Here is a 15746-nt window from a genome sequence, read left to right on the forward strand (position 1 = left end):
AGAAATCTCTGTGAGGCTTTCTTTTATTTATCCAAATGGGTAAAAAAGGGAGTAGTGGTATCTTTATAATCATTGTTCTTAAGGGTCGTTTTTTACGTACTATTGATGCCAACATCGAGCGAAGTTTTGAGGATGCAAAAAGATTCATGGTTACCAATTCCCCTCGAAGTCGAGTGGAAAGTCTATTCAATAATAAGTCTTTTTAACAGTAGCTCTTTAAAACACTCTTTAATAGCTCTTCATCTCATTAAAAAATGGGGTAAAGGGTTTTTAAAGAGTGTTTTTTCTATTACCTATCTATTGTAAATAAAATTTCCACACCTAAACCCTCCCAAAAAAGGTTTCACCCTCCCTAAAACTGGTTAAATATCCCTTAGAAACAATTACTAAATCATCAATCACTAAGGGGGATTTTTTAGATGTCTACTAACTATCGTAAATTTTTGGCTGGGTCTGTATCTGCTGTGATGGTGGCTGGGGCGATGGCGCCTGCTGCAAGTGCGGCGATGTTTCCGGATGTGGAAAAAGGGACGTCTCATGCAGAAGCTGTTGATGCCTTGACGGATAAAGGAATTATTAAAGGATACGCAGACGGTACATTTGGTCCGAATGATCCGATTACGCGTGCGCAAACGGCAAAGATGATTGCCCGTACGATGGAAGGAGACGGGAAAGCAGAAGCAGTTTTTAGTGATGTCGCGGTCAATTCTTCCGATCAAGAGTTAGTGAAGGCGGCATATGAAGTGTTTACCGCAAAAGCGATGACAGGTTCAAATGGGAAGTTGATGCCGTATACGCATATTACGCGTGAACAAATGGCCAAAGTGTTAGTAGAAGCGTTTGATTTAGTTCGAATGGCAGGAAAGGAAAGTCAAGTCACCGATTTAGAGCAAGCCCAGGAGCAATTTCGTTCCTACATAGAAATTCTTTCGGAAAACGGAGTGACCAATGTAGAATTGTTCCGACCGAAAGAAAAAGTAACAAGAGCTCAATTCGCTTCCTTCGTTTACCGCGCATTAGCCGCACAGCGTGGCGAGATTACGACCGTTGCCTCTCTTGAGTCCATTCAAGTAAAAGAAGGAGAACCAGTTGACCTTCCTGATACAGTAGAAGTTACATATGCGAATGGAGAAAAAGGCAACGTGAATGTAAAGTGGAGTAAAGTCGATACATCAAAGGCAGGAGACTTTACCGTAGAGGGAATGATTGAAGAAACGGATAAAAAAGCAACTATTCAAGTGATAGTTGAAGCAGAAGAAGCAGAAATAACAAGTGTTGAGGCGGTTAATTTACAGACAGTTGAAATACAATTCAGTAAAAAGGTGAATCCGGATACGCTAACGAGCGGCGATATTATGATTGACGGGGAAAAGGCAACATCTGTTCAATTGAAAAACGATGGGAAAACAGCTGTTGTGATGGCAAAGGAGCCATTTGTGAATAAAAAGACGTATCGCTTCATCATTGATGGAATTGAAACGATGAGCGGAGAAGATTTTCCGAAATTTGATCAAGTGATTAATATAAACGACAATATGGCACCGGCTGTGACTGCGCTTAATTATATTCAAGCTGCTAATAAAGTGAAAGTTCAATTTACAGAACCTCTGTCCACAATTGGAACGATTACGTTGACAGATGAAAATGGTGTTTTGAAAAATGTTACCCCTTCCTTTACGGAAGGAAAGGATCAAATTGAACTAGACACTTCCTCTTTAGAGAACGGAATGTATACATTAACGATGGTCGGAGCAAAAGATTTAGCAGGGAACTATTTTGCCAACAACAAGGTGCAAGCGGAATTGAAGATCGGTTCAGATGATAAAATAGCTCCTGAAGTAGAAGCGGTTACGCCTTTAAGTAAGAGCATCGTTCAAGTAACATTTAGTGAGCCGCTTTATGAAACTGGTAATCTCTCTGTTAACGGCGGTGAAGTATTCTCTTTAAAAGAGGATGAAAAATTAGATACAAAAGGTGATTACACAGTGGATGAGGCAGGGAAAGTATATCACATCCATATTGGATCGCTAAATAATGATGCGTTTAATAAAGTGTCTTTCTCCGGTCAGCGCGACTATGCCGGGAATAACCTTCAGACCGTGACGAAAACGTTCTCGTATTTGGATAATTCGGCAGCTGAAATTGTTGAAACAAGAACAAAAGGTGATCTTCTGTATGTGACGTTTGATGAACTGGTGACGCTTCAAGCGGGTACAACTGCTAAGCTTGTATCACCAGAGGGGGTACAAAAAACCATTGCAGCCAATCATATTACCATTAACCCTGATAACAGTGAGCGATTAGTGATTGAACTGGAAGACTATATTTCAGAAGTGGTGAACGGGTCATATTATGTTGAGTTTTCAAAAGGCGGCATCAAAGATTTAGACGGAAATAGTAAAGGGTACCGAATCTACTTCACGTTAACAGAAGACGCGGATACGATGAGTCCAGAGGTTTTAGATGTGAATGGAAATGTTCAAGGTAATGTCATGTATGATGCGGCTAACGGAACAGTGGAGGTTCGATATAGTGAAAAAATGGGGTCAAGCGCGATTGATGTGAACCATTACATGGTCGATGGAAAGAACGTGTTTGAAGAAGCGTATTTTAACGGCGGCATGGAAGAAGTAGTGTTGAAATTAAAGAATGGGCAGTTCAATGAACAAGCCAATCGTGTCTTTACCATTCAAAACGTCAAAGATGCCGCAGGCAATGTTTTAAAAGGAGCATCTTATCAAGAAACGATTTCATTTCAAGATAATACAAAACCTTCTTTAGTAAGTGCGGTGTTAGCACCGGATGCCTCTAAAATTACGTTAACCTTCAGTGAAGCATTGGCGGATGAGACGATCGGCGGCAGTGAGCGTAACGTGTCTCCTGATTTCCAGCTATTTGTAGGCGGGATGGCAAAAGCATATGCCAATGAAGCGGTCGTTGCGGGTTCAGGAAATACAAAATATGAAATCGTATTAAATGAACCGCTTACGGCAACTGAAGCCGCGAAAGCGATGGCGATTACAGCAACGGAAACGGTGGACGTCACCGATCAGCAAGGCAACGCGCTTACTAGCTTTGCTTCTTTCCAAGTAACAAAATAACACGCCTAAAAAGTCATGGGAAGTTTGCCCATGACTTTTTAGCGTCTTTGAACATTATTGAACATCAATGTCGATTCGATGGCCTTGTGTCATCTCTTTTCCTTTAAATGTTTTCCAACCAGGATGAACGACGAGCATATATTCTCCGTCTGGCTGAAGCGGTTCTTGGGGATAGATGGCTACTTGGTGAAGATTCGTTTGGTGGAATGTAACCGGAACCGTTTGACCGCCGAGTTCAATCAATTCAATTTTTTGGCTAAGCAAGGAGTGGCCGTTAATTGATTGGGGGAACGTGACGGTAAAATGTTTCGCTGGGTCGATGTCTTCCATACTTGGCCATTCCTTATAGGTTTTGTACTTTGATTCAAGCCATGCTTCGTGCGCATCTTCTAACGGAGTGTCTGTTTGAATGTGCGGCGCGATGCCGGTCTGTTGAATGGTTTCACCTTTTGGTGTGTAAAAGCGATAGGTGGTCAGTTTTAACACATCGCCATTGTCCAGCCTGAACAGTGTTTGCATTAACCCTTTTCCGAATGTTGTGTCACCATATAATATAGCATTGTCAGTTGCTTTGAGCGTACCTGCGACAATTTCAGATGAACTCGCACTGTTGCTGTTGGTCAAAAGGGAGACTGGGTGGCTGAAAGTCTGCTTTTGCGGAACAGCAAGATAGTTTTCTTTGCCAGCGCGGCTCTCCACAATTAATGCAGTTTGAATAGATGGAAACATTCCGAGCATTTCAAGCGCTGCATCGACATATCCGCCTGGATTATCACGCAAATCCAAAATCCAATGCTCCGTATGAGGCATGTCCTTTAATGCTTGCTGTAAGGCTGGTACTGTTTCTTCATTAAAGCTGGCAATATACAGATAGCCGGCATTTCCTGCTAACGGTTCGGTGGTGACGGTCGGGAAAATAATTTCTTCTCGTGTGAGACGAAATGAATGAGTTTCCTCGCCGCGTTGAATGACCATGGTAATGCTTGTTCCTTCTTTTCCTTGAATGAGTTCAGCTGTTTGTTGAAGGGTTAATCCGAATGTCGTGTTGCCGTCAACTGAAATGATGACGTCGCCTTCCTCCAATCCTGCCTGTTCAGCAGGAGAATTAGGGTAGACTTTCGGAATGATGATAAATTGTTCACGTTGTTCAAGGCCGATTCCGATGCCTACATAGCTTTGGTTAATATTATTCATGAAACGTTGGTATTCTTCTGCTGTTAAATGCGTGGAATATGGATCGAGTTTGCTTAACATATCATCAATGGTTGGCAAATGAAGGACAGACTCATCCACTTTATCTACATAATAATTTTTTACATAATTTCGAACTTCCTCAATCGGTTCTGCTCCGTGGGCTGTTGACATAAACCCCGAAAAAGTGACGGCAAGAGCAATGGCGTTGATGGTAAGTTTGCGTATCAGCTTCATTCTTTTGTCCCTGTCCCTTTCTATGAATCTTATTGTATTATACAATAGTGAGAGAAAAATAGTCATCAGTTTCCATAATGTGGGGTTTATTGACAAATTCCGCTTATAGTTTTAGAGAAAAATAGCGAGGAGTGTTGAGGAGAATGGATTGGAAAAAACCGTTGCTTGCGCTCGTACTAGGCTTTCAAGTTGTCGCTGGCAGTTTGCCCGCTGCGAATGTAGAAGCCATTGCGGTATCAAGCGGCACGGTCAATGAGCGGACGCAAATTACACCAGGGGTGACGTATAAGGACGTTCGTCACGGCGGATCGACACCACAAGCAGTCCGTGTGCTGGAAATGAATTTAGCTGACCCTTATACGAAAATAGAAGTTGGGGTACCGGACCCGCTCTCCAAACGAGCGACAGTTACCTCACAGGCGAAAGCGGATACGCAAGCGGGTCATTCAGTTGTCGGAAGCGTGAATGCAGGATTCTTCCATTTTGACAGCGGTTTGCCAGCTTATTTATTATCAGTGAATAATACGATCATGAATTTAGGGGTTATTTCAAGCGGATTTGATGAATATATGAGCGTACCGACTGCTTTTGGAATAGCAGCAGATGGAAAGCCGCAAATTGATCAGTTTGCTTATCAATCTTCTTTTAGTTATGCAGGCGGTCAGCTTTCTATTTCTTCTATTAATAAAGCGCGCGGCACAAATGAAGTAATTTTGTATACACCTCAATACAGCTATGACACGACAAGAACAAATTCATACGGAATGGAGATTGTCGTAACGAAGGCGTCTAAGAGTGTCGATCAAGGATTGAAGTTTGGAGAAAAAGTTACAGGAACGGTGCAGGCGGTAACTTCATACGGAGCAGGGAACTCAACCATTCCAAAGGATGGCTTTGTATTGTCTGTTCAAGGAGGAACATTGGCAGCTTCACTGAAAGATTTGAAGGCGGGAGATCCGATTCAATTGACGGTCGATATTGACTCGAAATGGAAAAATGCTGAATATATTTTAGCGAGCGGCCCGATGCTTGTGAAAGACGGAAAAGTATCGATGACCATTGACGCGAACAGCTCGCGTGCGAAGGAGCGTAATCCGCGTACGGCCGTAGCGGTAAGCAAAGACCGAAGTAAAGTATTTTTGGTGACGGCTGATGGACGTCAGAGCGGGTATGCGAGCGGTATGACGTTATCAGAGTTTGCAGAGTACCTTGTCAGTCTTGGTGCAGATCGGGCCCTCAATTTGGACGGGGGCGGTTCAACCGCGATGGCAGTAAGAAAGCCTGGAAACATTTATGCAACATTAGTGAATTCGCCGTCTCAATCAGCAGAGCGAGCGGTTTCAACGACGCTTCAAGCCGTCAGTACGGCGCCGATTGGCGAGGCAGTTACTCTTAATGCCAGCTTGACGGCTCCATCCATTACGACAGGTGGCACGACGACTGTTAGCATAAAATCAGCTTTAGACCGCTATAACAACGTCGTGAACATTGACCCGGCTAAGGCATCATTATCGGTTGAAGGAACGATTGCCGGTACGTTTAATGGCTTAACATTCACAGCAACAAAAGGCGGGAGCGGTTCTATTGTCGTAAAATATGGACAAGCTGTTGTAAAGCTTCCGATTACGGTTAATGACAACATTAAGCAAATTGTGCTTCAGCCTGACTCGTTGCCAATTGCAGAAGGAAGTACCGCTCAGATGACAGTCAAAGGGGTGGATAGTACCGGTAAATCGGTAACGTTGAATCCGTCTGTTCTAAAATGGTCTGTTTCCGGAAATATCGGAACCATTTCCTCAAGCGGTTTATTTACTGCAGGCAGTGCAAAAGGAAAGGGAACGATTTCAGCAGCCTTTAACTCTGTTTCTGCTTCCATTCCGGTTACAGTCGGAAGTGACCCGTTAACAGTAAGCACGATGGATGATGCGACCCAGTGGAGTGCTTCAACAGCTAGAGCAAGTGCGTCGATTGCCTCAAGCGGCATCGTGAGTGAAGGGAAAGGGGCTGTGAAGCTTCAATATGATTTCACACAAGCAAAAGGAGAAATTGCAGCAGCTTATGTCAACGCGAAACAGCCACTCGCCATCACAGGTAAACCATTAAGCTTAGGAATGTGGGTATATGGAGATGGCAAGAGCCACTGGCTCCGTGGAAAAGTCATGGACGGAAGCGGAAAAGAGCATACGATTAACTTTACCGAAGAGGGTGGCCTGAATTGGACAGGGTGGAAGCATGTTCAAGCCCCAATTCCTGCCGATGCAACCTTACCGCTTCAGTTAAAGCAAGTTTATGTAGCAGAAGCTGTTGCTGATAGACAAGGGACTGGCACGCTTGTTTTTGATGATATTCAAGCTGTGTACAGCCGTGATACATCATTTGCTCAACCGTTGTTCACCGATGTGAAAAATACTCACTGGGCATACAATGAAATTCAATATTGGAACGAACTAGGTGTCATTAACGGATACGGCGACGGTTCATTCAAACCGGAGCAATCATTAACACGCGCTCATGCGGCGGTCTTATTGGCAAAAGCGATGAAATTAGATACATCGCAACCAGTCAACCCAGGCTTTGCTGATGTACCGGCTAGCCATATGTATTACAAGGAAATCGCTACGATTGCTAAAATGGGCATTGTCACCGGGAAGCCGGATGGACGTTTTGATCCGAGCGGAACGTTGACGAGAGCGCAGATGGCGGCAATTTTAACGCGCGCGTACGATTTAAAAGGTGTGTTAACGCAAAACTTTGCGGATGTACCGCAAAACTACTGGGCATACAATGAAATTTCCGCGCTGGCCGCTAATGGCATTACGACAGGGTATAAGGAAGACAATACATTCCGACCGCAAAATGCTGTGACACGTGCACAGTTTAGTGCATTTTTGTATCGAATTTTGCAATAGGGGCATACAAAAGCGGGAGGTGAACATGAGTTCACCTCCCGCTTTTTACTTAAGTCCAGACACGATGTTTTTAAATTCGTCCATTGTCGTATATGGATAAATGCCAAAACGTGGAATTTCAAAAAGTGTGCCATTTGGCTGAGCGTAGCCTTCCTTTGTCGAAAACGCAGCCTTATAGCCAGCCTCCTGTAATAACGAAATGGTTTGCGCTGTATATTGTCCGAACGGATAACCGAAATAATCTGTTTGGAGAATGGTGCGGCTCGTCGTGAAATCTTGAAGCAATTCCGCTTTTGATTTCAACAACACTTGTGATGTCATTCCTTCTAAGTTATGCAATCCGTTTGTGTGGCTTCCAAATTGAAAAACATCTTTCATGCTGTTCATTTCTTGGCGACTTAAAAACTGCAGTCCGGCCGGGTTAAAGGTTGCCGGCTGTGGTTGAATACGATTCGTAATAATAAACGCAGTCGCGCGCAAATCGTATTTTTTTAAAATAGGGTACGCGTAAAGATAATTCGTTTTGTGCCCGTCATCGAAAGTAATGAGTACAGATTTTTTCGGTAAGCGTAGTTCCCCTTTCATGAACAGAAGGAGCTCGTCTGGTAAAATGGCCGTATAATCTTGTTCAGCTAAGTATTTCATTTGCTGTTCAAAATTTTCTACGTTTAAAATAACGTTATTCTTTGGAAATGAGTTTTCCTTTTGTTTTAACAGGTGATGGTACATTAAAACCGGCACTTTTTTGGCATATGGCGAATTATCGGCTTCAGGCGTTAGCATTGATTTGGCAATGAAGCCTTTAATGCCGGCAATGTTAATCGCATAAAATTGTTCATTTTCAACTGAAACTGGATAATTCATGCCTTTTAATAAAGTCGCAATCGCTTTTCCTTCAGAAGAAGGAGAAGCAAAAACGGGTGTGTCTTTAATGGTGGTGATCGAGAGTGTCGCTTGTGTCGCTTGCTTATTGTTAGCAGGGGCTGTAGCTGGCTTCACACGAATTTTTGCAATGTATACTTCTTTTTTGTCAACATTCAGCTTGTACCAGTTTTCGCTCGCAGAACCGTTTAGTTCATAAGGCTGCGAGGTGTTGAGGCGCATGTAAGGACGGAGTTCGCCGTTGACTTTTTCATGCAACAGCACGTCGTCGTACTTCATTTCCACCCACTGGCTAGTTGTGTTAGCTTTCGTCTCTAAAGCAAATCCAAATGAAAAAAAGGATAGTAACAATAAACAGAATATGAGTTTCTTCAATAAAATCATCCATTTCTTTTAAACTTCCAGTCAATGTGTCCGATAAAAATGTAAGGTAGATTGATTTAGAAAGTTCGACATGACTAAAAGGCAGTCATGTCAGGCTTGCTAAACTTTATCGACTCTTAACTGGTTTAAATACCCAATCCATTATACGTTAAAACTTTTAAACTTACAATAAATTACAAGAGTGGTACACCGTATCTTTTTACCTAGCAATCTGTTCTAAAAAATCAGTACAAATATTTTATAGAAACATAGGTATATATTTGTTAACCTAGAAATATGATGCAAATTGAAAGGAGCCGTCAAATTATGTTGAAAAAAATCCTATCCTGCACAGCTGTAGGGTTTTTTGTCACGATGTCGCCGCTTTCTGCGGTTACCCCACAGCCTGTTATGGAGGTAAGTGCAGCAGCAAGTTTTTCAGATGTCCCATCAAGTCACTGGGCAAGCAAGGAGATTTATTATTTAAGCTCTAAATCAATTGTGAAAGGATATGGGAGCTACTTTGCCCCTGAAAATAACTTAACACGTGCCCAAGCAGCAAAGATGCTGTTAATTGCATTAGGAGAGCAAGAAGCGAAAGTCTCTTCTGCAACTTTCACCGATGTTCCAAAAAGCCATTGGGCATCTGGCTGGATTGAGCGGGCTTATCAGCTTGGGATTTTCTCAGGGAAAGGCAATGGAAAATTCGGACCTGAAGATAATCTTACTCGTCAGCAAATGAGTAAAATTCTTGTCAATGCGTTCGATGTACCCGTTCCGTCCAACCATGATGAGCCGTTTTTAGACGTATATGTTAATCATGAAATGCGTCCTTACATTAGTGCTCTTTATAACGAAGGGATTGTGACAAATAATAGTAATGACCGTTTTTATCCATTTAACAACGCCGATCGCGCTATGTTTTCCGCTTCGTTAGCACGCACCATCAATCCAGATTTCCGTGTGAAAACAACAAATGATGACGTATCTGGTGTGGATACAGAAAAACCGCCAGCGACTGTTGATGCCGCTACTGTTGCGATATCGTTAACATCAGGCTTAAATGTTCGAACAGGTCCGTCTACAAGCAATGGCATCATCGGTACGCTTTCAAAAGGTCAGCAAGTTCCGGTGTTATCTGTTAGCGGAAACTGGGTGAAGGTTCAATACGGCAATCAAACAGGTTATGTAAGCAAGCTTTATTTAAAGCTGAAAAACACAGAAGGAAATCCAGTTGCTCAGCGAGTTATCGTTCTTGATGCCGGTCATGGTGGCAGTGATCCTGGAGCAGTGGGCTCTGGTATTACGGAAAAAGAGATTGTATTAGATGTGACGAAACGACTTGAAGCAAAGCTCAAAGCAGCGGGAGCGACGATTATTATGACTCGTTCAGGGGATACATACCCAACTCTTGGCGACCGTGTGCAATTAGCAGAAGATAAATATGCTGATATGTTTGTCAGCATCCATGTCAATGCAGCGAGTCCAAGCGCAAGCGGAAGCGAAACATTTTATGATACGTCTCAAAACTTAAATGGAGAAGAAAGTAAAAAGCTTGCTTCTGAAATTCAAAAGCAAATCATTTCCCTTATCGGGACAAAAGACCGAGGGATTAAAGATAACGACTTTTACGTTCTTCGAAACAACGACATGGTAAGTGTATTGGTTGAGTTGGCGTTCATCTCTAATTCATCCGATTTGGCAAAGTTAAAGTCAGATACATATAAAGACTTGTTTGCGGAAGCTATGTATCGTGGAATTGTCGAGTATTATAAAAAGTAAGCGAATAGACTATGAACTTACGTAACGGATGGTTTACGTTGACGAAAGAAGCTGGCATGGAAAAAAGGGAGAAATTCCGGTTTTCATGCCAGTTTTTGTCTATATAAATCAATCTAGAAAATTCGACATGACCAAAGAGTTGCTCAATCAACAATTGTGATGTTTCTCGATTGAATGAAGATGTAGCGAATGGTTAATTGAAGTGAATATATAGAAGATAAAAGTGTTATCCCTTTTCACGTTAGATTGTTGTCAAATCTAGAAGGAACCGGGCTTTGCTGTTGTCGTGGGGCAAAAACTGGTATAATGACGTAAAACAAAGGTTTAATCCTTCTGTTAAGAGTAGTATAATAAAAAAGTTGATGAACGGGCTTGTCGATTGTGTCGAATTATCGGATTCGACATGATCGACAAGCCCGACTTAAAAGAAGAATGCAGAAGAATCCGATGTGAAAATATAGGGGACTTTTGCTTAAAAAATCCAATGAATTAGGTGTATGTCTGATGCGTGTAGGCATAATTGGGAATTACGGACATGACAACAATGGCGATGAAGCTATTTTGTCAGGCATTTTGACACAATTAACAGAGCATCTTGCTGTCCAAAAAGAGAATATTATTGTTTTTAGCAATCATCCGGAAAACACAACGAATCGATATGGTGTGAAGTCGGTTCGTTTGCTTCATAAAAAGGGGAATTTTCTTCTTTCCGTTTTTCATACCGTTAAAGTGAGCTATGCGATTATGAAAGAGCTCGATTTGCTTATTATCGGCGGCGGTGGACTGCTGATGGACATGTATAAACGGGATGCCCCGTTATACAGCACATTAGGGCAGCTTGGGCATTATGCGGGCTGCAAGGTAGCCATCTACGGAGTAGGCGCCGGTCCCATTACAACAAAGCCCGGCATGTTTTTCATTAAACAGCTGGCGAATAAAGCGAATTCCATTTCAGTTCGAGATGAGAATTCGAAGCAGTTGCTTCACTCGATTGGAATTGACAAAGAGATTGAGGTCATTGGAGACCCTGCTTTTTTTGTACCGGTTCATGGGGAACGAACGAGTAGTGAAGGAATTCGTAAGGTGGCAGTAACGGCGGTCCCTTACTTCAGTCGTCAATATTGGCCGTCTGTGGATGATGAAAAATATGATGCGTACATCCGTGGTATGGCGGCAAACTTGGATCGTCTTGTAGAAGAAAGGAAGGTAGAAGTTACCTTTTTTTCAACAAAGTATCCTCAAGATGTGCAAGTAACAAAAGACATCTTCCAACAAATGAAACAGCAGCAAGCAGCGAGTATTTTGGAAGACAACTTATACCCTGAGCAAATTGTTCGTGTATGTGCAGAACATGATCTCGTCATCGGGACAAGGCTTCACTCGTTAATTTTAGCTGTGACGGCAGGAACACCTGTGATCGGGATTGGGTATCATCAAAAAGTTCAAGATTTTATGGCAACGATCGGGAAAGAAGAGAATTTTGTCGCGATTAATTCGCTTCATACGCAAACAGAGCCGTTTGTCTCTCTTGTGGAACAAATGGAGACCGACTGGCCCCATACTTTAGAAGAATTTCATTCCATTTCGACGACATTCAAACAGGAAGCGGCGAAAGGGATGGAACAGTTAACGAAATTAATGTAAGCATGGTGAATGAGACATGAAAAAAACAAAAGCCCTTGTGCTCAGTAACATGTATCCGGGACCGCAGGCGAAGACATTTGGCATTTTCGTCAAAAATCAAGTCGAAGCTTTAAAAGCTGAAGGACTTGACGTCGATGTGCTAACTGTGACGAACCCGAATATGGGAAAAGTGAATGTGCTGCGCAAATACAGCATGTGGCTGCTTCAAACTTTCGGCAACTTGTTTACAAAAGGTAGAGGCTATGACGTTGTTCATGCCCACTATGTATTTCCGACCGGAATGTTGGCCTTGCTGTACAAAAAACTATGGAATAAACGGATGGTTGTGACGGCACATGGCGGTGATATCGACCGCATGGCGAAGAAATCGCCAAGAATTCGCAAGTGGACGGCACGCATTTTACAAGAGGCGGATCATGTAATTACTGTCGGTCACGAGCTGCACTCAACCATTCATCAAGAGTTTCATGTACCAACAGAAAAGCTGTCCATTATTAATATGGGCGTGAACCGTGAAGTGTTTAAGCCGATGGAGCCAAAACAGGCCCGAAAGCAACTGAACCTACCGGAAGATGAGTCCATCCTGTTGTTTGTCGGGAATTTAATTCGCCAAAAAGGTTTAGTCGAGCTTGTCGAGGCTTATGCTAAAGTGAAACGGGAGAAACCGAACGCCGCTCTTTATTTAATAGGTGCGGTTAAAGACAAAGGATTTCGGGAAGAACTTGATCGGCTAATTGAAGAACGAGAGTTAACAGATGTCCGCATATTAGAAGCGATGCCGCAGCAAGAAATAGCGGTTTGGATGGCGGCAGCCGATGCATTTGTCTTGCCGTCGCATATCGAAGGGTTTGGCCTTGTGGCGTTGGAAGCGATGAGTTGCCACACCCCTGTTGTTGGCACAAAAGTAGGCGGGCTTCGTTATTTATTGGGAGACGGTGCGGGTGTACTGGTGGAACCTCAAAATGACGAATCACTGTATAAAGGAATCTTAGATGTACTAACAAATGGACCATTTGTGGAACAATTGTTAGAAAAAGGTGAAAAACGGGCGCGAGAGAATGATCAACAATATTTAATCCAAAAAGTGTTAGAGGTTTATTCTCCTCCTGGAGGGTAGAGAGAAATGCTAAAGAAAAAAACGAAACGGAAAAAAGTTATGTTTATTGCCTCTCTTGGAGGGCATTTGACACAGCTATTGCAGCTGAAACCTCTTTTTTCCACATATGATTATCATATTGTGACAGAGCGCTCTGTCATTACAGAGGAGCTCCAAAAAGAATACGAGCTTTCATTTTTAATGTATGGAGCGAGAAATTATCTATTCCGTTATATCTTTAAGTTTACGTACAACTGCTTTAAGTCGTTGTATCTGTTTTTAAAAGAACGACCAGACGTGATTGTGACAACAGGGGCTCATACAGCTGTGCCGATGTGTTACATTGCGAAGCTTTTCGGGAAGAAAGTCATCTTTATTGAAAGCTTTGCGAAAACGACAACGCCAACGCTTTCGGGCCGGCTCATATATCCGATTGCCGATTTATTCATTGTGCAATGGGAATCTATGAAAGTGCACTATCCGAAAGCTGTATATGGAGGTTCAATCTATTGATTTTAGTTGTGTTAGGAACGCATGAGCTGCCTTTTACAAGATTGTTGAAGGCAGTGGAACAGCAGATTGAAAAAGGAAATATCCGTGAAGAGGTCATCGTCCAAGTAGGGCATACCCCGTATAAGTCCTCAAAGATGAAGCTTGTGAAATTTACAAGCTATGAAGAGATGGATAGACTGTATGACCAAGCTTCTTATATTGTGACACATGGCGGGACGGGCTCCATTACGTCAGGACTGAAAAAAAGCAAGAAGATGATTGCCGCGCCGAGACTGGTGAAATACGGTGAACACAATGATGACCATCAGTTAGAGATTGTCAGCCAGTTCCAGGCTACAGGGCATCTGATTGCTTGGGATGATGAGCAAGACTTAGGTGAGGCAATCGAAAAAATTCATTCTTTTCAACCTGCGCCTTTTCAAAGTGGAAGAAATGATATTCTTTCCCTTATTGAAACCTTCATTGAAAAAAATGTGTAAGTTGTGAGGAAAGAAAGAAGGGATCAGCGTTGTCGAGGAAATCACTTCTGAAAATTATCGGTGTTGTGACGGTCATCAACGTCGTATCCCGCTTATTCGGTTTTTTGCGTGAGGCTGTCATTGGCTACCACTTTGGAACATCGGCTTTGGCAGACTCCATTATTTTAGCGTACACCATCCCTACGTTCATCTACTTAGTGGCAGGGGGCGCGATTACGACGGCCTTTATTAGCATTTATAAAAAGGTAGATTCCATTCAGGAACAGGAGCAATTTAAAGAGCTTGTGTTCACCTATACGACGATGATGACGGCAGTACTGTCGCTTGTATTCATCTTGTTTTCGAGTGAAGTGACTGCATTATTGTTTCCGGGATTAACAGCAGGGGACAGCGAGATGACGTCTTCTTTATTAGCCATTATGGCTCCTTCGACGCTCTTTCTTGTCTTATCCATGTGGTTTTCCGGTTTATTGAATATCCAAAATCGTTTCTTCGGCCCAGCATTTTCAACGTTAGTTAACAATGCTGGTTTTGTTTTGTTTGCTGTCTTATTGTATCCCGTCATGGGAGCAGAAGCATATGCATGGGGAGCACTGCTCGGGGCGGCAGCTATGGTATGGCTGCTGATTCGAGATTTACGGCAGGAGCGCGTGCTGTCATTTCGCCTTCGCTGGAAGATGGAGAATGGAGCATATGCGAAACGAATGATCAAGGTCGGCCTTCCGATTTTACTAGGCGGGGCGACCTTGCAATTTTACTTTCTGCTTCACCGCATGTTTGCTTCTCAGTTGGAAGATGGCCTTGTGGCGGCGTTAAATTATGCCTCCAAACTCGTGCAGCTTCCGCAAGTCATCTTAATGACGGCTGTTACGACGGTTATTTATCCGACTTTGGCAGCAAAAGCGGCGAATCGTGAATTTGAACAGATTGCGCAGATGTACCATAAAGGGATGCGCTTATTGCTTGTGACCATCATTCCGATTTCGATTTTTCTTTTTGTATACGCCCGCGATGTGGTGGAACTCGTATTTGAATACGGGTCATTTACAGCAGAATCGACGATTGTGACGGCAAAATTGCTTCAATGGTTTGTGATTGGGATGTTTGCCCATGCTGCGAATGTGTATGTCACCCGCTTTTTTTACGCAATGGAAAAATCGTTATATCCTGTTGTGACCGGAGTCGTGGCGGTGTTTGGTCTTAATATCGCTTTAATGGCTTTATGGATTGATGAGGGAGGCGCCGAAGCGATTGCCCTTGCGACAACGGTGAGCGCTTATTTTCAGCTTTTTTTCCTATTACTGGCTAGTCGTTTCGTGTTAAAATTAACAAGGAAGAATCGCTCATATTTGACAAAATATGCGGTGTTTTTCGGGTTGTTAGCGGCAGCTTCCTATGTGATGAGCATGGTCATTCATTTGCCGAATGCCTTGCTGAACGCAGGGACCGGTTTTTTTATACTTGTACTTCTAGCAGGTTTAATCGGTATGCTATGTAAAATTGCCGAGATTGAACAGGCGTGGAAGAAGATAAAGACATTACGGTAGCA

General features: G+C 42.9%; 10 protein-coding genes. 8 read left to right on the forward strand and 2 right to left on the reverse strand.

What is annotated here, in order from left to right; translation table 11 throughout:
* Positions 1-419 precede the first annotated feature (419 nt).
* Positions 420-3101, forward strand: a complete 2682-nt coding sequence (locus ACXAEO_RS20855) for an S-layer homology domain-containing protein (protein ID WP_474884683.1) — start codon at positions 420-422, stop codon at positions 3099-3101.
* A gap of 54 nt (positions 3102-3155) precedes the next feature.
* Here ACXAEO_RS20855 and ACXAEO_RS20860 read toward each other — a convergent pair whose 3' ends face one another.
* Positions 3156-4529, reverse strand: a complete 1374-nt coding sequence (locus ACXAEO_RS20860; protein WP_474884685.1) for a S41 family peptidase — start codon at positions 4527-4529, stop codon at positions 3156-3158.
* 143 nt (positions 4530-4672) lie between these two features.
* On the opposite strand from ACXAEO_RS20860, the gene ACXAEO_RS20865 reads away from it, so the two are divergent.
* Positions 4673-7438 (forward strand): S-layer homology domain-containing protein, encoded by a 2766-nt coding sequence (locus ACXAEO_RS20865; RefSeq protein ID WP_474884687.1) that lies wholly within the window; start codon positions 4673-4675, stop codon positions 7436-7438.
* Positions 7439-7483: 45 nt separating this feature from the next.
* Here ACXAEO_RS20865 and ACXAEO_RS20870 read toward each other — a convergent pair whose 3' ends face one another.
* Complete coding sequence (locus ACXAEO_RS20870; RefSeq protein WP_474884688.1) at positions 7484-8695, reverse strand: polysaccharide deacetylase family protein; 1212 nt, start codon at positions 8693-8695, stop codon at positions 7484-7486.
* Positions 8696-9010: 315 nt separating this feature from the next.
* On the opposite strand from ACXAEO_RS20870, the gene ACXAEO_RS20875 reads away from it, so the two are divergent.
* From ACXAEO_RS20875 to murJ, 6 genes are all read left to right on the forward strand, one after another.
* Positions 9011-10465 (forward strand): N-acetylmuramoyl-L-alanine amidase, encoded by a 1455-nt coding sequence (locus ACXAEO_RS20875; protein WP_474884690.1) that lies wholly within the window; start codon positions 9011-9013, stop codon positions 10463-10465.
* Between the two features lie 504 nt (positions 10466-10969).
* Positions 10970-12109, forward strand: coding sequence for a polysaccharide pyruvyl transferase family protein (locus ACXAEO_RS20880; RefSeq protein WP_474884692.1), 1140 nt, complete (start codon positions 10970-10972; stop codon positions 12107-12109).
* A gap of 16 nt (positions 12110-12125) precedes the next feature.
* Complete coding sequence (locus ACXAEO_RS20885) at positions 12126-13226, forward strand: glycosyltransferase (protein ID WP_474884693.1); 1101 nt, start codon at positions 12126-12128, stop codon at positions 13224-13226.
* Positions 13227-13232: 6 nt separating this feature from the next.
* Entirely contained in the window at positions 13233-13718 is a 486-nt protein-coding gene (gene pssD, locus ACXAEO_RS20890) for a PssD/Cps14F family polysaccharide biosynthesis glycosyltransferase (RefSeq protein WP_474884694.1), read from the forward strand.
* The gene (gene pssE, locus ACXAEO_RS20895; protein ID WP_474884696.1) at positions 13715-14197 is read left to right on the forward strand and encodes a PssE/Cps14G family polysaccharide biosynthesis glycosyltransferase; all 483 of its coding nucleotides are present in this window, start codon (positions 13715-13717) and stop codon (positions 14195-14197) included. Before pssD ends, pssE begins: the two co-directional genes overlap by 4 nt.
* A 29-nt stretch (positions 14198-14226) precedes the next feature.
* Positions 14227-15744 (forward strand): murein biosynthesis integral membrane protein MurJ, encoded by a 1518-nt coding sequence (gene murJ / locus ACXAEO_RS20900; RefSeq protein ID WP_474884698.1) that lies wholly within the window; start codon positions 14227-14229, stop codon positions 15742-15744.
* The last annotated feature ends 2 nt before the right edge of the window (positions 15745-15746 follow it).

The organism is Bacillus sp. ABA4_010 (assembly GCF_056159105.1).